The 23,269-nt window shown below is 68.0% G+C and carries 15 protein-coding genes, 2 tRNA genes and 1 pseudogene; 12 read left to right on the top strand and 6 right to left on the bottom strand.

The window, feature by feature from the left end:
* Positions 1–68 precede the first annotated feature (68 nt).
* A complete protein-coding gene (locus AncyloWKF20_RS06725) occupies positions 69–971 on the bottom strand; it encodes a LysR family transcriptional regulator (protein WP_279317109.1) in 903 nt (300 codons plus the stop codon).
* Positions 972–1,114: 143 nt separating this feature from the next.
* On the opposite strand from AncyloWKF20_RS06725, the gene AncyloWKF20_RS06720 reads away from it, so the two are divergent.
* A complete protein-coding gene (locus AncyloWKF20_RS06720) occupies positions 1,115–2,101 on the top strand; it encodes an MBL fold metallo-hydrolase (RefSeq protein WP_279317108.1) in 987 nt (328 codons plus the stop codon).
* Between the two features lie 52 nt (positions 2,102–2,153).
* Positions 2,154–2,819, top strand: coding sequence for a pyridoxamine 5'-phosphate oxidase family protein (locus AncyloWKF20_RS06715; RefSeq protein ID WP_279317107.1), 666 nt, complete (start codon positions 2,154–2,156; stop codon positions 2,817–2,819).
* Positions 2,820–2,833: 14 nt separating this feature from the next.
* Here AncyloWKF20_RS06715 and AncyloWKF20_RS06710 read toward each other — a convergent pair whose 3' ends face one another.
* Entirely contained in the window at positions 2,834–3,229 is a 396-nt protein-coding gene (locus AncyloWKF20_RS06710; RefSeq protein WP_279317106.1) for a hypothetical protein, read from the bottom strand.
* A gap of 272 nt (positions 3,230–3,501) precedes the next feature.
* Between AncyloWKF20_RS06710 and AncyloWKF20_RS06705 the strand changes: the two genes are divergently transcribed.
* From AncyloWKF20_RS06705 to AncyloWKF20_RS06695, 3 genes are read left to right on the top strand one after another with little or no spacing between them, the layout of a single operon-like run.
* Positions 3,502–5,046, top strand: a complete 1,545-nt coding sequence (locus AncyloWKF20_RS06705) for an MFS transporter (RefSeq protein WP_279317105.1) — start codon at positions 3,502–3,504, stop codon at positions 5,044–5,046.
* Entirely contained in the window at positions 5,046–6,329 is a 1,284-nt protein-coding gene (locus AncyloWKF20_RS06700) for a nucleotide disphospho-sugar-binding domain-containing protein (RefSeq protein ID WP_279317104.1), read from the top strand. Before AncyloWKF20_RS06705 ends, AncyloWKF20_RS06700 begins: the two co-directional genes overlap by 1 nt.
* A gap of 25 nt (positions 6,330–6,354) precedes the next feature.
* Entirely contained in the window at positions 6,355–9,822 is a 3,468-nt protein-coding gene (locus AncyloWKF20_RS06695) for a cytochrome P450 (protein WP_279317103.1), read from the top strand.
* A gap of 144 nt (positions 9,823–9,966) precedes the next feature.
* Here AncyloWKF20_RS06695 and AncyloWKF20_RS06690 read toward each other — a convergent pair.
* The 3 genes from AncyloWKF20_RS06690 to AncyloWKF20_RS06680 form a co-directional block, all read right to left on the bottom strand.
* Positions 9,967–10,042, bottom strand: a tRNA-Asn gene (locus tag AncyloWKF20_RS06690).
* A gap of 91 nt (positions 10,043–10,133) precedes the next feature.
* On the bottom strand, positions 10,134–11,933 hold the full coding sequence (locus AncyloWKF20_RS06685; protein ID WP_279317102.1) for an ABC transporter ATP-binding protein: 1,800 nt from the start codon (positions 11,931–11,933) through the stop codon (positions 10,134–10,136).
* A gap of 211 nt (positions 11,934–12,144) precedes the next feature.
* Positions 12,145–12,218: transfer RNA gene (locus AncyloWKF20_RS06680), tRNA-Cys, on the bottom strand.
* A 264-nt stretch (positions 12,219–12,482) separates the two neighbouring features.
* On the opposite strand from AncyloWKF20_RS06680, the gene AncyloWKF20_RS06675 reads away from it, so the two are divergent.
* From AncyloWKF20_RS06675 to AncyloWKF20_RS06655, 5 genes and pseudogenes are all read left to right on the top strand, one after another.
* The gene (locus tag AncyloWKF20_RS06675) at positions 12,483–13,145 is read left to right on the top strand and encodes a protein-L-isoaspartate O-methyltransferase (RefSeq protein WP_267582198.1); all 663 of its coding nucleotides are present in this window, start codon (positions 12,483–12,485) and stop codon (positions 13,143–13,145) included.
* Between the two features lie 184 nt (positions 13,146–13,329).
* The gene (locus AncyloWKF20_RS06670; protein WP_279317101.1) at positions 13,330–14,739 is read left to right on the top strand and encodes a TolC family outer membrane protein; all 1,410 of its coding nucleotides are present in this window, start codon (positions 13,330–13,332) and stop codon (positions 14,737–14,739) included.
* 1,255 nt (positions 14,740–15,994) lie between these two features.
* Positions 15,995–16,201 (top strand): annotated as a pseudogene (locus AncyloWKF20_RS21355) (DUF2497 domain-containing protein); the annotation flags it as partial.
* A gap of 195 nt (positions 16,202–16,396) precedes the next feature.
* On the top strand, positions 16,397–19,231 hold the full coding sequence (locus tag AncyloWKF20_RS06660; RefSeq protein ID WP_279317099.1) for a valine--tRNA ligase: 2,835 nt from the start codon (positions 16,397–16,399) through the stop codon (positions 19,229–19,231).
* A gap of 60 nt (positions 19,232–19,291) precedes the next feature.
* A complete protein-coding gene (locus AncyloWKF20_RS06655) occupies positions 19,292–20,008 on the top strand; it encodes an MgtC/SapB family protein (protein WP_279317098.1) in 717 nt (238 codons plus the stop codon).
* A gap of 6 nt (positions 20,009–20,014) precedes the next feature.
* Here the strand turns inward: AncyloWKF20_RS06655 and AncyloWKF20_RS06650 are convergent, their stop codons facing one another.
* Positions 20,015–20,425, bottom strand: coding sequence for a lysozyme inhibitor LprI family protein (locus AncyloWKF20_RS06650; protein WP_279317097.1), 411 nt, complete (start codon positions 20,423–20,425; stop codon positions 20,015–20,017).
* Positions 20,426–20,685: 260 nt separating this feature from the next.
* Between AncyloWKF20_RS06650 and ilvD the strand changes: the two genes are divergently transcribed.
* Together ilvD and AncyloWKF20_RS06640 are read left to right on the top strand one after the other, a co-directional pair.
* Positions 20,686–22,413 carry a dihydroxy-acid dehydratase gene (gene ilvD / locus AncyloWKF20_RS06645; RefSeq protein WP_279317096.1) on the top strand — a complete coding sequence of 576 codons (1,728 nt, stop codon included), beginning with the start codon at positions 20,686–20,688 and terminating at the stop codon, positions 22,411–22,413.
* Positions 22,400–23,263, top strand: coding sequence for a tetratricopeptide repeat protein (locus AncyloWKF20_RS06640; protein ID WP_279317094.1), 864 nt, complete (start codon positions 22,400–22,402; stop codon positions 23,261–23,263). The genes ilvD and AncyloWKF20_RS06640 overlap by 14 nt, the downstream gene beginning before the upstream one ends.
* Positions 23,264–23,269 lie beyond the last annotated feature (6 nt).

The following is a 23,269-nucleotide window of genomic DNA, read 5'->3' as shown; positions in this document are numbered from 1 at the left end:
AGCGACCAGAACAGCATCCCGCTAATGCCCTCCGTTGCGAGATCGCCCGTCCGGTCCCCTCGCGGGGGCTAGCCGAGATCGGCGAGGCGCGCGCGCAGGCGGGGCACGGCCCAGTCCATGAAGCAGCGGACCTTCAACGGCATAAGGCCGGCTTCCGGGTAGATGAGGTTCACGGGCAGCGGTTCCGGAGCGAATGTCGGCAGCAGCTCCTGCAACCGGCCCGCGCGAAGCTCATCCGCCACCTGATAGGACAGCACACGGATAATCCCCAGGCCCGCCAGCGCCGCCTGGATGGCTGCTTCCGTCGTGTTCACCGCCAGCCGGGGGCGTGGCTCGACGGCGAAGGCCGCGCTGTCGCGCCGGTAGCGCCATTCCGGCGCGACGGCGAAACCCTGGAAGCTGATGCCGTCATGCCCGGCGAGATCTTCCGGCTGATGGGGCACGCCGCGCCGCGCGAGATAGGCGGGGCTGGCGCAGATGACCCGGCGTACCGCCCCGACGCGCGTCGCGATCAGCGAACTGTCCGCGAGATGGCCGATGCGCAGCGCGATATCCACATGCTCATCCGCCAGATTGATCTGCCGGTCGGCCAGCATGAGCCGCAGGTCGATCTCCGGCTGTTCGGCGAGGAACGCCAGCGCGACCGGAAGCAGATGGCGCTCGCCGAAAGAGATGGGCGCGGTGACCTGCAGCCAGCCGCGTGGCGCGCTGTATTCGCCCGCGGCCTGCCGCTCGGCCGCCTCCAGATCCTCCAGAATCCGGCGGGAGGCGGCGACAAAGGCGCGGCCGGCATCGGTGAGCGTCAACCCGCGGCTGCTGCGCACCAGAAGCCGCGTGCCGAGATGCTGCTCGAGTTCGGTGACCTTGCGGCTGATCGTGGCGAGCGGGGCGTTCAGGCGCCGCGCGCCGGCCGATAGGCTGCCGGCCTCCACCACGGCCATGAGCACGGACATCGCCTCGAACCGATCCATGAGCCTTCCGAATAGTGAGAGGACAGCTTCCAGAATCACAGGATACTGCGCATGTTCTGGATGTCCTAGCGTCAGAGCCAGCCGGGTGGGGCCGCGTCTGGGATCGCGCTCTGCGCCGAGTCGTGGATCAGACGGAGGGCACCATGCCTCACCTTTCCCGCCGTGCCTTTGCGACCGGCCTTCCTCTCGGCATCGTCGGCGGCGGCCTGCTGCCGCTTCTCACGCCAACCGCCAGTCTGGCGGCGACCTCGGCGACGGCCGCCAGCGCCGGAGTGGCGACGGTGACGCCGCTCGCGCAGATCACCATCGGCCGCTTCACCGTGACCGCGCTCACCGACGGCTATGCCGACATGCCTTACACCTATTTTCCCGGCCAGACGGCCGCGCAGGTGGAGCAGGAGGCGGTGGCGCAGTTCGTGGCGCGGCCAAGCGGCGTGCGCTTCCTGTTCAACCAGTATCTGATCGAGGATGGCACGCGCCGCATCCTGATCGACACCGGCGCGGCCGGCTCCATCGGCAAGACCGGCGCGCTGCCGCAGGCGCTTGCCGCCATCGGGCTTCGCCCCGACCAGATCGACGCGGTGATCGTCACCCATCTGCATCAGGACCATATGGGCGGGCTGGTGCTGGGCGGGAAGAACAACTACCCCAATGCCGAGCTGTTCATCGACCGGCGCGACGTGAAGCACTGGACCGATCCGGCCAAGCGCGCGGGGGCGCCGGATTATCTCCAGACCAGCTTCCGCATGGCGGAAGAGGTGGTGCGCCTCTATCCCAAGCTGCAGGCCATCGACGGCGAGCGCGAGATCGCGCCGGGCATCTCTATCGTCGACCTCACCGGCCATACGCCCGGCCATATCGGCGTGCGGGTGGCCGATGGCGGCAAGAGCCTCATCATGGTGTCCGACATGGTGTTTCCGGTGGTGCATCCGGGGGCGACCGATGTCTTCTTCCTGTTCGAGCAGGACCGGCCGGCGGCGCAGGCGATGCGCGAGCGCTTCTTTTCGCGCGCGGCCTCGGACAACACGCTGATCGCCGCCACCCACATGCCGTTCCCCGGTCTCGGGCGCATCGTCAATGACCGTGGACAGATGCGCTGGCAGGTGGCCGACTGGGCGCTGCAGAACTGAGCGGTCCGGACGCGAGAGCCGCCGGGACGCCGGCGGCGAGGATAGAAGGCAGATGGGCAGCAAATATCTCGACATCGCCGCCACGCCCTCGGTGCGGGCGGCGCAGGAGCATTATGGCAGCGCGGCCCAGTGGGCGCGGTTCGGCGCGCGTGGCGATGCGCAGGAGGGGGCGCCCAGCCAGCGCCTCGGTCCGCCGGAGCTGGCCTATATCGCCGGGCGCGACGGCTTCTACCTCGCCAGCGTCTCTGAGACCGGCTGGCCCTATGTCCAGTACCGGGGCGGGCCGGCGGGTTTCCTGAAGCCGGTGGATGAGGCGACGCTGGGCTTCGCCGATTTCCGTGGCAACCGTCAGTACATCACCACCGGAAATGTGCGGGCGAATGACCGCGTGTCGCTGTTCCTGATGGATTATGCCCATCGCCAGCGGCTTAAGATCTTCGGCCATATGCGCCTCGTCGATGCGACGGACGACCCGGCGCTGGCCGAGAGGCTGGCCATGCCGGGTTATAGCGGCCGCATCGAGCGCCTCGCCCTCATCACGGTGGAAGCCTTCGACTGGAACTGCCCGCAGCACATCACGCCCCGCTTCACCCAGGCGGAGCTGGAGGTCGTGCTGGAACCGGTGCGTGACGAGATCGCCGCGCTGCGCCGGGAGAATGAACGCCTGCGCCGCGCGCTGGCGGCGCGCGAGGCCGGGCCGACCGATGAGGCGGGCTGAGGCGAGGGGGCTGGTTACCCGGCTGGCGGGGCGATCACCGCGCCCAGCACCAGCTCGTCGGCGGTGAACCGCTCCAGCCGGCCGGGGAGATAGAAGACATCCGCGATCAGGTCGTGCTCGGCAACCGTCCAGTACGGATCCTCGTCCTTGCGCTGGACCCAGACGAAGCGCGCGATCTGCGGCTCCGCGCTGGTGTCGTTCCGGGTGGCCTCGATTTCCGCGACCAGCTCCGGCGTCACGCCACCGGCTTCGACAAGTGCGCCGATCTGGGCCGCGACACTGTCCGGGATGGCCTTCTGCCCCGTGCTCCAGCGGCGCGCCGTGCGCACGTCCACGCCGATGAGTTTGGCAAGGCTGGCGGGCGTCTGCCCGAGCCGCTCGAGCGCGTCGCGGAAGTCCTCGGGAGTCATGGGTGCTGCCGCCGATCCTTCTGGAGCGTTACGGACGCCCCTTCTGCTGATGTCCGCGCAATAGCAGGCGGGCGCGTCAGTGGCTATGGCGCGACGGCGGGAGACAGGTGACGCCGCGCGTGATCGCGGCCATCGCGTTGATCTGGCTATTTTGGGTCGCATCGCCGGCAACGATGGACAAGTTCATGCGGTATGCGGAAACTTGTGCCCGGGCTTTCGCGGCGTCTCACTCCGCTCGCGGGAACCGCGATTGCCGGATGTCGGGAGCCAGCATGACTGCCGCGACCAGCCAGCAGCAATGGTACGCCGTGTTCGCCGGCAGCGGCGCGCTGGGCATGATCATGATCGACGTCACCGGCACAGCGGTGGCGCTCCCCTCCATCCAGCGCGACCTGATGCTGAGCCACGGCGCCCAGCAATGGATCATCACCCTCTACGCACTGACCGTCGCGGCCACCATCGCGACCGGGGGGCGGCTGGCGGATGTCTTTGGCCGCAAACGCAGCTTCATTGCCGGGGTCGTGCTGTTCGCCCTCGGCTCGCTCCTCTGCGGCGTGTCGGTTGACCTGCCCATGCTGCTGTGCGGCCGGGTGCTGGAGGGGCTGGGCAATATCCTGATGGGGCCGGCGGCGGCGCTGCTGGCCACCGAGGCGTTCGGGCCCACCCAGCGCGGCCGGGCGATGGGCATTTACAGCGCCCTGGGCGGGTTGGCGCTGGTGTTCGGTCCCATCATCTGCGGCGCGCTGGTGCAGCTCGGCGGCTGGCGCTGGGCCTTCTTCGTGAACCTCCCGCTAGCCGCGGCCACCCTGCTGATGCTGCGTGCGGCCGGGCCGGCGACCGCCAGCCCGCGAGGCGGCATCTTCCGGCCGATGCACAGCCTGCTTCTGGCGGTGGCGCTGGGGCCTCTGGTGCTGGGTCTACAGCAGAGCCATGTCTGGGGTTGGAACGCGGCCCTTACGCTCACCCTGATCGCGGCAGGCGCGGTTCTGCTGGCGCTGTTCATCATCGGGCAGCGGCGTGCGCTCGAGCCACTGGTGGATATGCGCCTGTTCGCCGACCGGCAGTTCGCCGCGGACGGCATCGTGCTGTTCTGCGCGCAGTGCGCGCTGGTCGGCCAATCGGCCTTCGGCGCCATCTATCTCCAGCGCATCCTGCACTTCACCCCGCTTCAGTCGGGCCTCGCCATGCTGCTGTTTCTGCTGCCGCTGATGCTCTGTGCGCCGCTGGCGGGCCGGCTCTATGACCGCTATGGCGCGAAGCTGCCGGTGGTCACGGGATTGACGCTGGCGACCCTCGGCCTGTTCTGGCAGACGCAGGTGCTGCCGCGTGCCGATTTCCTGCTGATGTTCCCCGCCCTCATCGTCACCGGCGCGGGGATGGGCCTCTTCCTGTCGCAGGCCTATACGGACGGCACCGCGCGCGTGGCAGAGGACCGGCGCGGCAGTGCCTTCGGTGCCCTCGACACGGTGCGCCAGCTCGGCGGCGCCATCGGCATGGCGGCCATCGGGACGGTGGTCGCCGGCATGGAGCGGGCCCGCGTGCTCGATATCGCGGCGAAGGCGGTGCCCGAGGGGGAGGCCCGCGCGCATCTAGAGAGCCTGATGGAGCAGGCCATCTATGGCAAGGACGAGGCGGTGCGGGCGCTGCTCGAGCAGTGGCCGGCGGTCGCCTCCGCCCTGCGCCTCAGCGCCGCCCAGAGCATTGGTGACGGCTATTACGTCGGTTCCGGCATGGTGGCGCTCGGCCTGCTGGCCGCTTGGGTGCTGATGCGTCGTAAACCGGCTGCGCTCCCACAAAACGCCAAGATGGTGCCCTGATGCGCGTTGTTCTGGCCACGCTCGGATCGTTCGGTGATCTCTATCCCATGCTCGCGATCGGGCAGGCGCTGCGCGCGCGCGGCCATGAGCCGATCATCGCCGCCCCGCCGGTCTATGCCCCGCGCGTGGCGGCGCTCGGCCTGGCCTTCCATCCCCTGCGGCCGGACTTTCCGCCCGACGTGCTGATGGAGATCTTCGGCGACCCGGTACATGGCGGGCGCCGCCTGCTTCTCGACCTCGTCTTTCCCCATGTGCGGGAAACCTACGAGGATCTGCTGAATGCCACCGAAGGCGCGGACGCGCTGGTGGTGGGCGAACTCGTCCATGTGGCACGCCTGGTTGCGGCGCGGCGGGGTATCCCCTGGGCCAATGCCATGCTGGCGCCCGCCACCATGATGTCGGCGCTCGATCCCAGCATCTACAGCTGGTTTCCGGCGGGCTTTCACCTGCGCCATCTCGGAACCTGGCCGCAGAAGCTGATGTTCCGCCTCATGCGCCGCCAGACGACGCGGTGGGCCGGGCCGCTCCTGGCGCTTCAGCGCGAGATGGGAGTGGGCACCGGCGACATCATCTTCGCCGACAAGTTCTCGCCGGATCTCGTGCTGGCGCTATTCCCCCGCGCTTTCGGTGCGCCCCAGCGGGACTGGCCGGCGGCTGCCGTCCAGACCGGCTTTCCCTTCTTCGCGCAGGAAGCGAGCCCGGAGACCGCCGCCCGGATCGACGCCTTCCTCGCGGCGGGCACCCCGCCGGTAGTCTTCACCCTGGGGACCACGGCGGTACATCTCGCCCATGATTTCTACCAGATCGCGGCGGAGACGGCGGGCGCGCTCGGGCGCCGCGCCATCCTGCTCATGGGCAAGAACCCACCGCCCGATGCGCCGGCCGATCAGGTGCTGGCGCTCGATTATGCCCCGCACTCCCTGCTGTTTCCCCATGCCGCCGCCATCGTGCAGCATGGTGGCGTGGGCGGTTGCGCCGAAGCCTTGCGGGCGGGCGTCCCGGTGCTCACCATCCCCTTCGCCTTCGACCAGCCGGACAATGCGATGCGGATGCGCCGCATCGGCGTCGGGGCCGAGCTGCCGCTCAAGAAGGTCAACTGGGCCACCCTCGAACAGAGCCTGCGCGCCGTGCTGGACAATCCCGCATTCGCCGCCCGTGCGAAGGCCGTGGCGCGGGAGATCGACCCCGAGCGCGACATGGCGGCGACGGTCGCCGCCATCGAGGCGCTTCAGGTCAGCCCGGCGCAGGGCAGCTCCGCCACGTTGCCGCACGCCGAACGCTGATCACCTCCGGGCGCCAGGAGGCCCCATGTCCGCACGCACGCCCCCCGATGAAACCGCAGCCGGTGAGGCCATTCCGGCCCTGAAGACCCTTGAACTCCGTCTCCCGGCCGGAAACATCCGCGTCGGCTGGTTTCCCGGTGCGAGCCGCGAGGCGGTGCTGGAGGCGGTCCGTGCTGCCGCCCATCTCGAGCCGGGCGCGACTTTCCATGTGGAAACGCCGGATGGGAGGGTGGTCGCGCTGGATGACAGCGTTCCCGACGGGACGCAGCTGACGCTGGTGACCGCCGGCCACGATGCCAGCGGGGCGCAGGAGGCCGTTCCCGGTCCCAAGCCTTACCCCATCGTCGGAAATCTGCCGGAGCTCCACCACGCGGATGGCCTTGTGGGCGCGATGGCCGATCTTCACGCCCGCTATGGCGACTTCTTCGCCTTCACGGCGCCGGGCGGAAAGGCCTATTTCTGCGCCGATGCCGATATCGTCTCGGAGATGACGGCTGCCCCTGATGTGTTCGCCAAGGTGGTGGAGGGCCGTGGCGGCCTTGGCAACCTCGCGGAAAAGAGTGTCGGCAGCGCGCTGTTCACCGCCAGTGACGATGACCCGCTGTGGCACCGCGCCCACCGCATCCTCGCCCCCGCCTTCGGCTCGACCGCGCTGAAGAACTACTATGGCCGCATCGTCGAGGTGGCCGACGACCTCTTCGCTCATCTCGACCGCCTGGGGCCCGACGAGAGCTTCCTCGCCACCGACCTGATGACCCGGATGACCTTCGAGGCCATCTCCTACGCCGCCTTCAACAAGCGGTACGATGCGATCGACTCTCCCGAACTGCCGCCGTTCGTGGAGGCGATGAATCTGGTCCTGGTGGATGCCATGCAGGAGCCGAAGCGCCTCCTGCCGGAAATCTTCTACCACGAGGCCCGCCGCCACCGCGCCGCCGCCGACAAAATCATGCTGGACGATGTGAACGCCATCATCCGCGATCGGCGCGCGCTCATGGACAGTGGCGCGCCCGTGCCCACGGACCTGCTGCAGGTGATGCTCACCACGCCGGACCGGGTGACCGGGCTGAAGCTGCCGGACGACAATATTCGCGGCCAGCTCATCGTCCTGCTGATCGCCGGCCATGAGACCACCAGCGGCATGCTCTCCTATGCGCTGTATTATCTCTGGAAGCATCCTGAGGCGCTGGAGAAGCTGATCGCCGAGGTGGATCAGGTGCTCGGCCGGGACTTCTCCTATGTTCCGACCTATGAGGATTGCGGCCGGCTGGACTACACCCAGCGCGTCCTGAAGGAGGCGCTGCGGCTGTGCCCGCCCGTGCCCATGTTCCCCCGTTATGTCACCCGCGACACGACCGTGGGCCATGGCCGCTACGCGGTGAAGGCCGGCGAGCGCATCTTCGTGTCGCTGACCACCATGCACACCAATCCACGCTTCTGGGGCCCCGACGCGCACAGCTTCCGCCCCGACCGCTTCCTGCCGGGGGAGGAGGGCCAGCACCACCGCGATGCCTACCACCCCTTCGGCATGGGCGTGCGCTCCTGCATCGGCTTCCAGTTCGCCTTGCTGGAAGCGCGCATGGTGCTGGCCCGCTTTATCCAGCGCTACACGGCACGGCCGCGCGACCCGCATTACGTGCTGCGCCACAAGCAGGCGCTCACCGTGAAGCCCGATCATCTGGAGATGCTGCTGGAGCGGCGGCCGGAGGTGAAGGGCCGGTTCCCTGTGCGGACTGAAGCTCCCAAGGGCGCGCCCGTTGCCGCGCCCGGCTCGGGGAGCGGCCGGCCGATGAGCGTGCTCTATGGCTCCAATATGGGGGGCTGCCGCGACATCGCCCTCGCCCTGGCGCGCGATGCCGGCAGCCGGGGCTTCGCCGCGCACGTGGCGGAACTCGACGAGCAGGTGGGCCAGCCCTGGCTGACCGAAGGGCCGGTGGTCATCGTCACCTCCACCTATAATGGCGCCCCGCCGGACAACGCCGCCCGCTTCGCCCGCTGGCTGGACACTGCCCCGACGGACGCCTGCGCCGGGGTGCGTTTTGCTGTGCTGGGCTGCGGCAATGCGCAGTGGCGCCAGACCTTCCAGAAATTCCCCCGGACCATCGCCGAGGGGCTCGCGGCGCGCGGTGGCACGCCGCTTCTGGAGCCAGGCGCGGCCGATGCGGACGGTGATTTCGAATCGGCGGTTGAGATCTGGAGCGCGGGCCTGTGGCAGGTGCTCGACAGCGCCGATACCGGGCGTTCCCAGGACGTCGACGCGGCTGAGACGCCGGTCCTCAAGGTCGAGGTGGTGAATTTCGCCGGCGCGGCAGCGGAGACGGCACCGCGCCGTGGCACGGCGCTCGATCAGGACGCCGTGCGGATCGAGGTGCGGGTCAATCGCGAACTGCATGCGCCGGACGCGCGCGGCTCCACCCGCCATATCGAGCTGTCCCTGCCGGCCGGCGTCCCGTATGCCGCGGGTGATCATCTGGGCGTCTTCCCCAGCAATCCGCCGGCACTGGTGGCTGCCGCGGTGACGCATTGCGGCCTCGCCGCTGATGCCACGGTGCTGCTGACCGCCCTGAAGCCGGAAGCGGAGGGGGAGGGCGCGCTGCCCTTCGGCATGCCGGTCCGCGTCGGCGAGCTTCTCGCCGAGCATGTGGATCTCGCCGGCCCGGTGACGCGGCGTGAATTGCGGGCCTGGGCGAAGGCGGCCCGCTGCCCGCCCGATCAGGCGCGGATCGCTCAATGGCTCGCCGATTTCCCGACCCTTGCTGCCGGCAAGCCGCGCATGATGGATCTGCTCGCGCAGGTGCCGTCGGTGCAGCTCGATCTGGCCACCCTGCTCAGCCTGCGGCCGGCGCTGAAGCCACGCTACTATTCCATCTCGTCCTCGCCCTTGCTGGCGCCGGATAGCTGCTCGCTCACCGTGGGCGCGCACCGTTTCCGCTGCGGCGATGGCACCGAGCATGACGGCCTGTGCAGCACCTTTCTCGCGGGCCGCGCCGAGGGAACGACGCTACGCGTGGTGGTGAAGGACACGGGCAGCACCTTTCATTTGCCGGACGATCCCTCCGTGCCGCTCATCCTCATCGGACCGGGCACCGGCATCGCGCCCCTGCGCGGCTTCATCCAGGAGCGGCATGCCTTGCGGGCGAAGGGCATCGCAGTGGGGCCGGTGCTGCTGTTCTTCGGCTGCCGGGATGAGGGCGATTATCTTTATCGCGAGGAACTGGAAGCCTATCGCGACGAAGGCACGCTGGGCCTGCTCGCGGTCGCCTACTCACGCCGGGCCGGTACGCCCAAGACCTATGTTCAGGATCTGCTGCGGGCCGATGCCGTCAGGGTCAAGGAGCTGGTGGGGCGCGGGGCTTCTGTCCTGATCTGCGGCAATGCCCGCACCATGGCCCCCGATGTCCGCGCCGCCTTCACCGCTATTCTCGGCGCCGAGGCGCTGGCCGAGATGGAGGCGTCGCATCGCTATCTGCAGGACGTCTGGGCTTCCAGCTGACAGGGCAGGAGCAGCGGCGAGGCGCCATGCGCCGACTTCTTTCTCACCCTTGCGCCATGCCCGACAAGGCGAGTGGCGCAAGATGAGAGCCTAAGGATCAGCGGTCGATCTTGGGGAAGCTGAGCCGCCCCGGAAACGGGGGAGTGGCTCCCTGAGCAGGACTCGAACCTGCGACCATTCGATTAACAGTCGAACGCTCTACCAACTGAGCTATCAGGGACCGGAGGCGCGGCTGAGCGCCTCGGAGGCCGGCGATATAGCAACGCGTTTTCGGTTTGTGAAGTCGCAACCGCGTGGCCTGTGGATATTAATCACGCGCTGAGGCGTTCCTCCTGCCCCGAGAACTGGAGCTGGTGGAAGTTGTAATAGCGCCCGCGCTTGGCCACGAGCTCTTCGTGGCGGCCACTTTCGACCACGCGGCCGCTGTCGATCACGCAGATGCAATCGGCGCTCACGACGGTCTGCAGGCGATGGGCGATGACGATCGTGGTGCGGTTCTGCTCGAGCAGGCGCAGCGCCTTCTGGACCTCCGCCTCCGATTCGCTGTCGAGCGCGGCGGTCGCCTCGTCGAGCAAGAGAATCGGCGCGTTCTTCAGGAAGGCGCGGGCAATGGCGATGCGCTGGCGCTGGCCGCCGGAGAGTTGCGCGCCATGTTCGCCCACGCGGCTCTGATAGCCCTCGCTGAAGCCCATGATGAAGTTGTGCGCATTGGCGGCGCGGGCGGCCTCGATGATCTCCTCTTCCGAGGCGCCGGGACGGCCGGCGGCGATATTGTCGCGGATCGTGCCGGAGAACAGGAACACGTCCTGGCTGACAAAGCCGATGGCTTCGCGCAGCGAGCGATAGGTGACGCCTCGCACATCCTGGCCATCGACCTTGATGCTGCCGGAGTCGACCTCATAGAAGCGCTCGATCAGGCTCATGATCGTGCTCTTGCCGCCGCCGGACGGGCCGACCAGCGCGGTGGTCTTGCCGGCTTCGGCGATGAAGCTCAGGCCGCGCAGCACCGGCTCGTCCTCGCGATAGCCGAAATACACGTCGTCGAAGGCGATCTCGCCCTTGGTAACGGTGAGCTTCGGCGTCTCCGGCTGATCGGTCTCGATCGCCGGGCGGTCGAGCATATCGAACAACATGCGCGCGCCGATGAGATGCGTGGTCAGGTCGATGTTGAGCCGCGCGAGGCGCTTGGCCGGCTCGTAGCTGAGCAGGAGCGCGGTGATGACCGAGAAGAACTCGCCCGGCGTGCGGCCGCCATGCAGCACGCCCCAGCCGGCATACATGACGACGAGGCCGATCGCGACGCCGCCCAGGGCCTCCATGAGCGGGCCGGACTGGGACTGCGCCCGGATCATCCGGTTCGACGCCTTCTCCATATTGTCGACGCGGCCATAGATCTTGGCGCGCAGGTCGTCCTCCATGGTGAAGGACTTCACCGTGCGGATGCCCTGAAACGCCTCGATCGATTCGGTCATGATCTGCGAGGCGGCGTGGAACTCGCGCGAGAAGATCTTCTGCACCTTGCGGATCAGGCTGCGCACGCCACCGACGGCCAGCGGCATGACGATCAGGCCGATCATCGCCATGAACGGATCCTGGATGATCATCACCGCCGTCAGGCCGATGACCGAGAGAAGGTCGCGGCCGAGGCTGGTGATGATGAGGTTCAGCACGTTCCGGGCGCCCTGCGCACCGGTGGTGAACCGCAGCATGATCTCGGCGGTGTGGCTGCCGCTGAAGAAGCGCACATCCTGCGAGAGCAGGCGGTCGAGCACCCGCTTCTGGTTATCCGCGACGATCCGGTTGCCGACGCGCGCGAGCGTGACGGACTGGCCGTAGGACGCGAAGCCCTTGATGACGCTGAGCGCGAGGACCGCCGCCGAGAGAATCCAGATCGCCGACGAGTTCTGCTCGACGAAGATTCGGTTGATTACCGTCCCCATGAGATAGGCGAGGCCCGAGGTGGACCCGGCCATGAGACCCATGAAGACGAAGGAGATGGCGTATCCCTTCCAGTGCCGGCGTCCATCGGTCATGAACAGCCGCTTCACCGTGTCCCGCGTCTCCGGCGAGACCATGTTGCGGAAGGTATTGGCCAGCTTGGCAGGCACCATCAGGCAGTTCCTCTGCAGAGAGCCATCGCGGCGCCGGAAGCTCCGGGCGCGGCTCGATCGCGGTCCGCCCAAGGCGGCGGCCTCATCAACGACGATCGGCGGGCGTTGTCAAACCAACCAGCCCGTGCATGGGGCGAGCTTTGGCAAGGTGTAGCGTGGACGACACGCGCCGCCGGTTACCGTGAGACGGCCCGGCGGCGCGTGCGTGAACTGGAGGCCACGGAGGGAATCGAACCCCCGTACGCGGATTTGCAGTCCGCTGCGTAACCACTCCGCCACGTGGCCGATCGGTGCGCGGGATGTCTCCCGACCGATGGACCGGGCGCCTCATAACAGAGCCTTTCGGGATCGGCAACGCACCTTGGGCTCGCCATCCCCATCGCGTGAGCGCGCCGGGAGCGGGCAGGGGGCCTGCCGGCTGTGCGCTGCGGTGGTCCGCGACATTGGAATCCTTCGACAAGGCTTGCATTGCGCCCGCGCGTGTCGCAATTCTCCTGCGACGTTACCGCCCGCGCGCCCGTGGCGCCTGGACTTGCCGAGGTTCCCCGAATGATCGATTTCGCTGAGATGCGTCGTGCCATGGTGGACGCGCAGGTGCGCGCCAACGACGTGACCGACCTGCGCATCGTCGCCGCCATGATGGAGACCCCGCGCGAGCGCTTCGTTCCGGCGTCTCTCACGAACTTCGCCTATATTGACGATGACCTGATGGTGAAGGACGGCCAGCCCGCGCGCTATCTGGTCGAGCCGATGGTTCTCGCCAAGCTGCTGCAGGCGGCCGAGATCGGGCCCGATGCGCTGGTGCTCGATGTCGGCGCCGCCACCGGCTATTCGACCGCCGTTCTGGCCAAGCTTTCCGGGCAGGTGGTGTCGCTCGAGGAAGACGCGGAGCTCGCGGCGCTGGGCTCGGCGGTGCTGGTCGATCTGGGCCTTCTGAACGCCGCCTATGTCCAGGGCCCGATGACCGCCGGCTGGGCGGGCGAGGCGCCCTATGACGTCATCTTCATCAATGGCTCGGTGGACGAAGTGCCGGCCGCGCTGTTCGCGCAGCTCAAGCCCGGCGGGCGGCTCGTCGCCGTGGTCGGTCGTGGCCGCGCCGGGCGCGCCACCGTGTTCACCAACACGCCGGGCGGTGTCGGCTCGCGCATCGTGTTCGACGCCGGCGTGCCGACGCTCCCCGGTTTCGAGGCGCGTCCGGGCTTTGTTTTCTGAGCGTTTCCGAACCTGCTGTGGCTGAACTGCCGCGCGTGCGACTAAAACGTCGGGATGGGCGGTAAGGGCGGTTCACAGCCCTTACCCGAACCCCTATTCTGATGCTGCGTCAAACGTGAATCAGAAGAGTCTCCCTGGGGGCAGGCGACTCCGGACAAGTAATGCGTTCGCAGGGGTTTGGACCATGTGGCTGTCAGCTACCGGGAGCAGGATCGTCGTTTTTACGGCGGTCTCATTTTTCGGTGCCCTCTCGCTTCCGGCGCACGCGCAGACCCTCGAGCAGGCTCTCGCCGCCGCCTATAGTAACAATCCGACACTGAACTCGCAGCGTGCTGCCACGCGGGCGACTGACGAGTATGTACCGATCGCGCTGGCCGGCTACCGGCCGCAGGTGTTCGGCAGCGCCTATGTCGGCACCCAGTGGGCCGAGACCCGTGTCGATTCGGGCTATGCCGCGCTTCAGGGCAATCAGTCGATCAGCAACAACCGCACCGACCCCAGCGGTGTCGGCGTAACGATCAGCCAGACCATTTATAACGGTCTGCGCACGGCCAATTCGGTGCGCAGCGCCGAGTCACAGGTCAAGGGCCAGCGCGAATTGCTGCGCAACACCGAGCAGCTCGTCCTGCTCGATGCCGCCACCGCCTATATGAACGTGTTGCAGAACGCCGCGCTGGTGGAACTGCAGAAGCAGAACCTGGAAGCGCTGCGCGAGGAATTGCGCGCCGCTCGTGATCGCTTCGCGGTGGGTGAGATCACTCGTACCGACGTCGCGCAGGCCGAGGCCAGCGTCGCCGATGCGCAGAGCCAGCTCGCTCTCGCCGACGCCAACCTGAACAGCGCCAATGCGGTCTTCTTCCAGGTCATCGGCCTGAAGCCGACCAAGCTGTCCCCCGGTCGGCCGATCGACGGTCTGCTGCCCAAGACGCTGCCGGCCGCCGTGAGCACCGGTATCGGCAGCCATCCCGCGGTGAAGTCGGCGGAGTTCGCCGTCGATGCGGCCGTGGCGAACGTCAAGGTGGCGGAAGCTGCCCTGTCGCCGACGCTGACGCTGAACGGCTCTGCCTCCTCCGACTACAACAGCGCCCAGTACACCGAGCGCCAGACGGCGGCTTCGGCGACGCTGAACCTGTCCGTGCCGATCTATCAGGGCGGCAGCGAGTTCGCGACGATCCGCCAGAGCAAGGAAACGCTCGGCCAGATGCGCATCGAGGTCGACGTGAACCGCGAGCAGGTTCGCGCCAATGTCGTGCAGTACTGGGGCAACCTCGAAGCCGCCAAGGCGGCGATCGAGTCGGCGCAGGCTTCCGTTGCCGCCAACGAGATCGCGCTGCGCGGCGTGCGTGAAGAGTGGCGCGTCGGCCAGCGCACAACGCTGGACGTCCTGAACGCGCAGACCGCGCTTTTCGATGCCCGCGCCAACCTCGTCATCGCCCAGCGCGACCGCGTCGTCGCGTCCTATGCGGTGCTCTCGGCCACCGGCCAGCTCAATGCCGGCCGGCTCGGCCTCAAGGTGGCCACCTATAATCCGCAGGTTCACTACAATCAGGTGCGCGATGCCTGGATCGGCGTGCGCACGCCGGGTGGTCAGTGACAGCCTGAGGCAAGGCTTTCGCCGCAGGATCAAGACGGGTCGGCTTGCCGGCCCGTTTTGCCATCCACAACAGCGATAGGGCCGTCCGTGGCGCCCTGCGTGACGCGGTGTCATATTCATGAAGCGTTAACGGGTGATTCGTGCGAGTCGCGGGCCCGGCACCGCAGAGTTGAGTCAGAACCGGGATCAGCGCATGTCGGCGAGCGCGAGGGCAAACGAGCCATCCATGGAAGAGATTCTCGCCTCCATCCGGCGCATCATTTCCGACGAAGTTGCCAGCGGTTCGCGTGAGGCACCCGCCGCGTCTCGTCCGGTGGCAGTCGAGCGCAGCGCCGCCGACACGACCGGGGAGACCGGCCGCCGCGATCTGCCGACCAGCCGCCGTCTTGCCGAGGAGGCCGTCGGCGCCGAGGCGGACCAGGAGAGCGCTGCCGAGCATTTCGCCGCCGGGGATCATTTTAACGGCGCGGATGAGAAAGGGCATCCCAGGGTGTCTCAGGCTCTTGCTGAGGACGACACCGCGCCCGCTGCCGAGGTTGTCGCGCAGGCCGCCGACGCCCCGTCCGTCGAGACCGCGCGGCCCTTGGCTGATCTGCCGGCTTTCGTCTCGCGCAGCGCGATGAACGCCGCGCGCAACGGTGGCTCCCTCGGCTATACGCCGGTGGGACGCCCGATGGCCTCCGATCCCTTCGTCAGCGGCCGTCGCGCCGTTGCGACGCTTGCCGGCGAGCCGGCGGGCCGCGTAGCCGAGCCCACCTTCACCCCGGCGCCGCGCCCCTCGCTGACCCGCCAGGCCGCCCGTGCCGCCGTGGCGCAGGCGCTGCCGGTCTTCGCGCCGGTGGAGACCCCCGAGCCTGCCGAGGTGCAGGACCAGGACGAGCGTTTCGCCGCGGCCCTTCTTGATCTCGATCTCGTCGAGCAGGCGGTGCAGGCCGAACTCGCCATCATGTCGGGCGATACGGCGGAGGCGGCTACCGTGGCTTCCGAGCCGACTCAGCCGATACTGGCGGCAGAGACGGCCGATATGGCCGAGTCGTCCGCTCCTGAGGCCGCGCCCGTCGCCGCCGCTCACTCCTTTGAACCCTCGTCCGTCCCGGAGATCGCTGACATGCAGGTTCAAGCCAAGACGGCCCCCGTCTCTCGCGCGTCCTCGCTTGAGGGGACCGAGGAGCGTCGCCCGGAGAGCCGTGGCGAGCCGCGCTTCTTCCCGGCGCCGCGCCCGGCCGAGGTGCCGGCGGCCGAGGCGCCGAACCGTCTGGTTTCCGGCACGACGACGACCGCCGTCTCCGCGGCCTTCGGCACGCTGGCGCGCACTGTCGCCTCCAACTCCCGCACGGTGGACGATCTCGTGACCGAGGCGCTCCGTCCGATGCTGAAGGAATGGCTGGACGAGAACCTGCCGGCGCTGGTCGAGCGTCTGGTCCGCGCCGAGATCGAGCGCGTCTCCCGCCAGGGGCTCTGACGCCGCAATCCGGTCGGGGGACGCCGGACGCGCCCTCGTCGTTGGTTTCATAAAGGCCGCGTGGGCTGACTGCCGCGCGGCCTTTCCTTTTGCGCCGTCGGCTCCGCGCAGGGCTGAGTTGCGGTCGACCCGTTGACTTGACGCCCCGGCTCCGCTTTCTGTCGCACCCATTCAACACGAGGTGCCGGAGCCAAAATGCTCGAGAACAGGTTCGATCCCGCCGCCGTCGAGGGCCGCATCTACCAGAGCTGGCTGGATGCGGAAGCGTTCAAGGCTGGCCGGGCGGATCGGGTCGGCGCCGAGCCCTATTGCATCGTCATCCCCCCGCCGAACGTTACCGGCTCGCTCCATATGGGGCACGCGCTCAACAACACGCTGCAGGACATCCTCTGCCGGTTCGAGCGCATGCGCGGCAAGGACGTGCTCTGGCAGGTAGGCACCGACCATGCCGGCATCGCCACGCAGATGGTGGTCGAGCGCCAGCTCGCCGAGCGGCAGCTTCCCGGCCGCCGCGACATGGGCCGTGAGGCCTTTGTCGAGCGCGTCTGGGCGTGGAAGGACGAGTCCGGCGGCACCATCATCAACCAGCTCAAGAAGCTCGGCGCCTCCTGTGACTGGTCGCGCGAGCGCTTCACCATGGATGAGGGGCTGTCGCGCGCCGTCCTCAAGGTGTTCGTCCGCCTCTACAAGCAGGGGCTGATCTACAAGGACAAGCGGCTGGTGAACTGGGACCCCAAGTTCCAGTCGGCCATTTCCGACCTCGAGGTGCTGCAGGTCGAGGTAAAGGGCCATCTCTGGCACTTCCGCTACCCGCTCGCCGATGGCGTGACCTATGACCACCCCGTCGCCTTCGACGCGGATGGCCTGCCGACCGAGTACGAGACGCGCGATTACATTGTCGTCGCCACCACGCGCCCCGAGACCATGCTGGGTGACACGGCGGTCGCCGTGCATCCCGAAGACCCGCGCTATATCGGCCTCGTGGCCGCTGGCGCCAAGGTGCGCCTGCCGCTGGTCGGCCGGCTGATCCCCATCGTGCCGGACGAGTATTCCGACCCGACCAAGGGCACGGGCGCGGTCAAGATCACCCCCGCGCATGACTTCAACGATTTCGAGGTCGGGCGCCGGCACAATCTGCCGATGATCAACATTCTCGATGCCGAGGCGCGGCTGACGCTGGCCGGCAATGAGGATTTCCTCGCCGGGACGGCGGGGGCGGATCTCGATGTCGTGCTTGCCCTCAACGGCCAGAGCCGTGAGGCGGCGCGCAAGGCCGTGGTCGCGCTCATGGCAGAGCGCGGCCTCGTCGACAAGATTGAGCCGCACACCCACATGGTCCCGCATGGCGACCGCTCCAATGTCGTCATCGAGCCCTGGCTGACCGACCAGTGGTATGTCGACGCCCACACGCTGGCCCAGCCGGCGCTGGCGGCGGTGCGCGAAGGGCGCACGAGCTTCATCCCGAAGAACTGGGAGAAGACCTATTTCGAGTGGCTGGAGAACATTCAGCCCTGGTGCGTCTCGCGTCAGCTCTGGTGGGGCCACCAGATCCCGGCCTGGTACGGCCCGGATGGCACGGTTTTCGTCGAGGAGACCGAGGAAGAGGCGGTCGCCGCCGCGCTCGCCCATTGCGTGCAGGCGGGCATCATCACCGATGCCGAGGCCCGCGAGCTGGCGGACGACCCGGAGAAGCGCGCCGCCCTCATCACCCGCGACGAGGACGTGCTCGACACGTGGTTCTCCTCGGCGCTCTGGCCGTTCTCGACGCTCGGCTGGCCGGACGAAACGGCGGAGCTCACGCGCTTCTACCCGACCTCGGTGCTCATCACCGGCTTCGACATCATCTTCTTCTGGGTCGCCCGGATGATGATGATGGGCCTGCACTTCATGGACGGCGAGATCCCGTTCAAGGACGTCTACATCCACGCCCTCGTCCGTGACGAGAAGGGCGCCAAGATGTCGAAGTCCAAGGGCAACGTCATCGACCCGCTCGACCTCATCAACCAGTACGGCGCCGACGCCCTGCGCTTCACGCTGGCGGCGATGGCGGCGCAGGGGCGCGACATCAAGCTCGCCACCTCGCGCGTCGAGGGCTATCGCAATTTCGCGACCAAGCTCTGGAACGCGGCGCGCTTCGCCGAGATGAATGGCTGTGGCCGCGATCCGTCCTTCGATCCGGCCAAGGTCTCGACCACGCTCAACCGCTGGATCGTCGGCGAGACGCAGAAGGCCGGCGAGGAAATCACCACCGCCATCGAGGCCTATCGCTTCAATGAGGCGGCGGGCGCGGCCTACCGCTTCGTCTGGAACATCTTCTGCGACTGGTATCTGGAACTCGCCAAGCCCGTCTTCATGGGCACGGACGAGGTCTGGAAGGCCGAGACCCGCGCCACGACCGCCTTCGTGCTGGACGAAATTCTCAAGCTGCTGCACCCCTTTATGCCCTTCCTTACCGAAGAGCTGTGGACCCGCACGGCGGAAGGCGGCGCCGCGCGGGACGGGCTTCTGGCCCTCACGCCGTGGTCGGAACTGCAGGGGCTCGAGGCGCCGGAGGCGGAGGCCGAGATTGGCTGGCTGATCGATCTGGTCACCGAGATCCGTTCGGTGCGCGCCGAGATGAACGTTCCCGCAGGAGCGCAGCTGCCGCTGGTGCTGGTCGGGGCGAGCGAGCAGGTGCGCACGCGCGTGGCGACCTGGAGCGATGTGCTGATGCGGCTCGCCCGCGTCTCCGCCATCAGCTTCGAGGCGGAGGCGCCGGTGGGCGCGGTCCAGCTCGTGGTGCGCGGCGAAACCGCGGCCCTGCCGCTGGCCGGTGTCATCGACATGGACGCCGAGGCGGCGCGCCTCACCAAGGAACTCGCCAAGGCGAGCGATGACATCGCCAAGGTCGATGCCAAGCTGAACAACCGCGATTTCCTCGCCCGCGCCAAGGAAGAGGTGATCGAGGAGCAGCGCGAGCGTCGCGAGGCGGCCGAAGCCCGCGCCGCGAAGATTCGCGAAGCGCTGGCCCGTCTCGGTCGGGCGGCCTGATACGGTTGATGGAGCCGGGCGCCGCGCCCGGCTCTCGCATCATTGCGGGAGCGCGGGCCGATGCCGTTCATTGCCAGTTTTGAGACGAGCGACTTCGTCTCTACCTTCATCAGCCTCGCCGTGGCCTTCGCGCTCGGCACACTGATCGGGGCGGAGCGGCAGTACCGCCAGCGTACGGCGGGGCTGCGCACCAATGTGCTGGTCGCCATCGGCGCCTGCCAGTTCGTCGATATGGCGATGCATCTGAGCGGCCCCGAAGGGGCGATCCGCGTCGTCGCCTATGTGGTGTCGGGCATCGGCTTTCTCGGCGCCGGCGTGATCATGAAGGAGGGCGCGAATATTCGCGGCCTCAACACGGCGGCGACGCTGTGGTGCTCGGCGGCGGTCGGGGCCTGTGCGGGCGCCGATTTGGTGGCGCAGGCGATCCTGCTCACCCTGTTCGTCCTCGCCGGCAACACCATGCTCCGGCCGCTGGTTACCGCGCTGGAGCGCCTGCCGCGCCCGGAGGAATCGACCGAGGCGACCTATGGCGTCACGGTGGTCACCCGGGCGGCGGTCGCCAATGATCTCGTCTCCCGGCTCTCGGCGCTGCTCGAGGCCGCGCACTTCCCGACGGATGTCGTCACGCAGGAGGATCGCCCGGACGGCAAGGTCGAATTGCGGGTGACGCTGGTGAACACCTCCGTCCGCGTCGCCGAGCTCGATGCCACGGTGGCGCGGGTCCGCCACCTGCCGGATGTCATTTCCGCCACCTGGACGCGGAGCGCCGCCGACTGACCCCTATCACGGGGAAGACGGCACGGGGCAGGTAGTGTCGCCTTCCTGGCAGGACAGCAGCGGGCGAAGTTCGGCGACGCGCTGCTTGGTGGCGTCGGCAAGGCAGAGCGCCATCGCCATGGGGTACATGCTGCCGCCTTCGACCGCTGACGCCCTGAAGGCGCACTCCGTGTCGCGGAAGGTGATCCAGGCCTTCTGGGCCGTCACCAGCTTGGCCTTGGTGCTGGCGTCCTTGGCAAGGCGCGCAACGATGCGGCCGTAAATCTGGTTCAGCTCGGCATCCGCTTTCTTGTAAGCCGCGCCGGCGCATTCATCGAGGCCCATCTGGGTGGCGTCGGTACAATCTTCCGCGAGCGCGGGCGGCGCCCACAGGCCCGCCACGGCAAGCAGCGTGGCGGCGGTCAGCAAACAGCGCATTCTGACGTTTCCTTATGGTTTACAAGGTATTGTCGGCCGATCCTGACATTCTGAATCCGCCCTTCGGACCGGCGAGGCGGGCCATAGATCGTGGCGTCTCCGCAACAGTGTCACGCATTCGCAACCATAACTGGAACCGCAGGCGCCGATGCCGTGAAGCCGCCACAAACCGGCACGAAATCCGACGTGTAGGCGAGGGAAAGTAGTGGCCGGGTGCAGTTGCCCGCTACGCCTTCGTCCACCGGGATGCGCATAAGAAAATGGACGCCAAGACCCTTATCGACAAGCGGAAGCTGCCGAGCCGGCACGTGACCGAAGGTCCGGCGCGCGCCCCGCACCGCTCCTATCTCTACGCGATGGGTCTGACCCGCGAGCAGATCCATCAGCCGCTCGTCGGCGTCGCCTCCTGCTGGAACGAGGCGGCTCCTTGCAACATATCGCTGATGCGCCAGGCGCAGGCGGTCAAGAAGGGCGTGGCGAGCGCCAATGGCACGCCGCGCGAGTTCTGTACCATCACCGTCACCGACGGCATTGCCATGGGCCACGAGGGCATGAAGTCCTCGCTGGCCTCGCGCGAAGTCATCGCTGACTCGGTCGAGCTCACCATTCGCGGCCATTCCTATGACGCGCTGATCGGCCTCGCCGGCTGCGACAAGTCGCTGCCGGGCATGATGATGGCGATGCTGCGCCTCAACGTGCCGTCGATCTTCATCTATGGCGGCTCGATTCTGCCCGGCTCCTTCCGTGGCCAGCCGGTCACCGTGCAGGACATGTTCGAGGCCGTCGGCAAGCACTCCGTCGGGCTGATGTCCGACGATGATCTCGATGAGCTGGAGCAGGTCGCCTGCCCCTCGGCCGGGGCCTGCGGCGCGCAGTTCACCGCCAACACCATGGCGACCGTGTCAGAGGCCATTGGCCTTGCGCTGCCCTATTCGGCCGGCGCGCCGGCGCCCTACGAGATCCGCGACCGGTTCTGCATGGCGGCCGGCGAGCAGATCATGGATCTCATCGCCCGCAATATCCGCCCGCGCGACATCGTTACGCTGAAGGCACTGGAAAATGCCGCGACCGTGGTCGCCGCCTCGGGCGGCTCGACCAATGCGGCGCTGCACCTGCCCGCCATGGCGCATGAGGCCGGGATCAAGTTCGATCTGTTCGATGTGGCCGAAATCTTCAAGCGCACGCCCTATATCGCCGATCTCAAGCCCGGCGGGCGCTATGTCGCCAAGGACATGTTCGAGGTCGGCGGCATTCCGCTGCTGATGAAGACGCTGCTTGACCATGGCTATCTGCACGGCGATTGCCTGACCGTGACCGGGCGGACCATCGCCGAGAACCTCGCCTCGGTGAAGTGGAACCCCGATCAGGACGTGGTGCGCCCGGCCAATGACCCGATCACCGTCACTGGCGGCGTGGTCGGCCTCAAGGGCAACCTCGCGCCGGATGGCGCCATCGTGAAGGTGGCGGGCCTGAAGAACCTCAAGTTCTCCGGCCCCGCCCGCTGCTTCGATGGCGAGGAAGCCTGTTTCGAGGCGGTGACCCACCGCGCCTATGCCGATGGCGACGTGCTGGTCATCCGCTATGAGGGCCCCAAGGGCGGCCCCGGCATGCGCGAAATGCTTTCCACTACCGCCGCGCTCTATGGGCAGGGCGCGGGCGACAAGGTGGCGCTGATCACCGACGGACGCTTCTCCGGCGCTACGCGTGGCTTCTGCATCGGTCATGTCGGGCCGGAGGCGGCGGTCGGCGGCCCGATCGGGCTGATCCGCGACGGCGACATCATCACCATCGACGCAATCGAGGGCACGCTGGACGTGGCGCTCTCGGACGAGGAACTCGCCGCCCGCCGGGCGGAATGGGTGCCGCGTCCTTCGCCCGTCGGCTCGGGGGCCATCTGGAAGTTCGCGCAGGCCGTGGGGCCCGCCCGTGAGGGCGCGGTCACCCATCCCGGCGGCGCGGCCGAGACATCGTGCTATGCGGATATTTGAGCGCCCCGTCTTTCTCGCCCTCATCGGCGCCGCGTTTGGCGGCGCCGTGATGGCGCTCGCGCCGGCTCCCGCGCGGGCGTTCGATGGCTCGACCGATTCCGCCTCGGCGGCGCAGGCGCTGCCCAAGGGCGTCGTGCCGCCCTCCGGCACCCGCCCGCTCGAGGAAGTGGTGCGCTTCGGCGCGCAGGCGCTGCGTTCCGGCGACATGGAGAAGGGCATCGATTCCCTGCGCTATGCCGCCGATCAAGGCCATGCCGGCGCGCAGTGGAAGCTCGGGCGCATGTATGCCGAGGGCGAGGGCGTCGAGCGCAACGATATCAAGGCGTTCGAATATTTCACCCAGATCGCCAACCTGCATGCCGACGACAATCCGTCAGCGCCGCAGGCGCGCTTCGTGGCGGACGCCTTCGTGGCACTCGGCGGCTATTACCTCGTCGGCATCCCCAACAAGGTGCGCCGCGATCCGAACCGCGCCCGCGACATGTTCGCCTATGCCGCGTCCTATTTCGGCGATCCCGACGCGCAGTATCACCTCGCCCGCCTGTATATTGACGGCGACGGCGTGCCGCGCGATCCGCGCTTTGCTGCCCGCTGGCTCGGCCTTGCCGCCCATAAGGGGCAGTATCAGGCGCAGGCCGCGCTCGGTGGGCTGCTGTTCAAGGGCGACGATGGCATTCCGCGGCAGGGCGCGCGGGGGCTCATGTGGCTGACGCTGGCCCGTGACGCGGCCGCCGGTCCCGAGGACAAGTGGGTCGTCGACCTTTATGAGGAGGCCTTTGCCGGCGCCAGCTCGGACGAGCGGGCCATGGCGCTGGTCTATCTCGAGCAGTACATGAAGAACGTGCGCTGAGCGCGC

The sequence above is a fragment of the Ancylobacter sp. WKF20 genome, from assembly GCF_029760895.1.
GTDB lineage: Bacteria > Pseudomonadota > Alphaproteobacteria > Rhizobiales > Xanthobacteraceae > Ancylobacter.
The sequence above is the reverse complement of the archived record's forward strand: the minus strand, read 5'-3'. Positions and strand labels throughout refer to the sequence as shown.

What these genes read in the sequence shown, in the direction of transcription:
- AncyloWKF20_RS06725 (WP_279317109.1), bottom strand. Translation starts at nt 971, where the DNA reads ATGGATCGGTTCGAGGCGATGTCCGTGCTCATGGCCGTGGTGGAGGCC.
- AncyloWKF20_RS06720 (WP_279317108.1), top strand. Translation starts at nt 1,115, where the DNA reads ATGCCTCACCTTTCCCGCCGTGCCTTTGCGACCGGCCTTCCTCTCGGC.
- AncyloWKF20_RS06715 (WP_279317107.1), top strand. Translation starts at nt 2,154, where the DNA reads ATGGGCAGCAAATATCTCGACATCGCCGCCACGCCCTCGGTGCGGGCG.
- AncyloWKF20_RS06710 (WP_279317106.1), bottom strand. Translation starts at nt 3,229, where the DNA reads ATGACTCCCGAGGACTTCCGCGACGCGCTCGAGCGGCTCGGGCAGACG.
- AncyloWKF20_RS06705 (WP_279317105.1), top strand. Translation starts at nt 3,502, where the DNA reads ATGACTGCCGCGACCAGCCAGCAGCAATGGTACGCCGTGTTCGCCGGC.
- AncyloWKF20_RS06700 (WP_279317104.1), top strand. Translation starts at nt 5,046, where the DNA reads ATGCGCGTTGTTCTGGCCACGCTCGGATCGTTCGGTGATCTCTATCCC.
- AncyloWKF20_RS06695 (WP_279317103.1), top strand. Translation starts at nt 6,355, where the DNA reads ATGTCCGCACGCACGCCCCCCGATGAAACCGCAGCCGGTGAGGCCATT.
- AncyloWKF20_RS06685 (WP_279317102.1), bottom strand. Translation starts at nt 11,933, where the DNA reads ATGGTGCCTGCCAAGCTGGCCAATACCTTCCGCAACATGGTCTCGCCG.
- AncyloWKF20_RS06675 (WP_267582198.1), top strand. Translation starts at nt 12,483, where the DNA reads ATGATCGATTTCGCTGAGATGCGTCGTGCCATGGTGGACGCGCAGGTG.
- AncyloWKF20_RS06670 (WP_279317101.1), top strand. Translation starts at nt 13,330, where the DNA reads ATGTGGCTGTCAGCTACCGGGAGCAGGATCGTCGTTTTTACGGCGGTC.
- AncyloWKF20_RS06660 (WP_279317099.1), top strand. Translation starts at nt 16,397, where the DNA reads ATGCTCGAGAACAGGTTCGATCCCGCCGCCGTCGAGGGCCGCATCTAC.
- AncyloWKF20_RS06655 (WP_279317098.1), top strand. Translation starts at nt 19,292, where the DNA reads ATGCCGTTCATTGCCAGTTTTGAGACGAGCGACTTCGTCTCTACCTTC.
- AncyloWKF20_RS06650 (WP_279317097.1), bottom strand. Translation starts at nt 20,425, where the DNA reads ATGCGCTGTTTGCTGACCGCCGCCACGCTGCTTGCCGTGGCGGGCCTG.
- ilvD (WP_279317096.1), top strand. Translation starts at nt 20,686, where the DNA reads ATGGACGCCAAGACCCTTATCGACAAGCGGAAGCTGCCGAGCCGGCAC.
- AncyloWKF20_RS06640 (WP_279317094.1), top strand. Translation starts at nt 22,400, where the DNA reads ATGCGGATATTTGAGCGCCCCGTCTTTCTCGCCCTCATCGGCGCCGCG.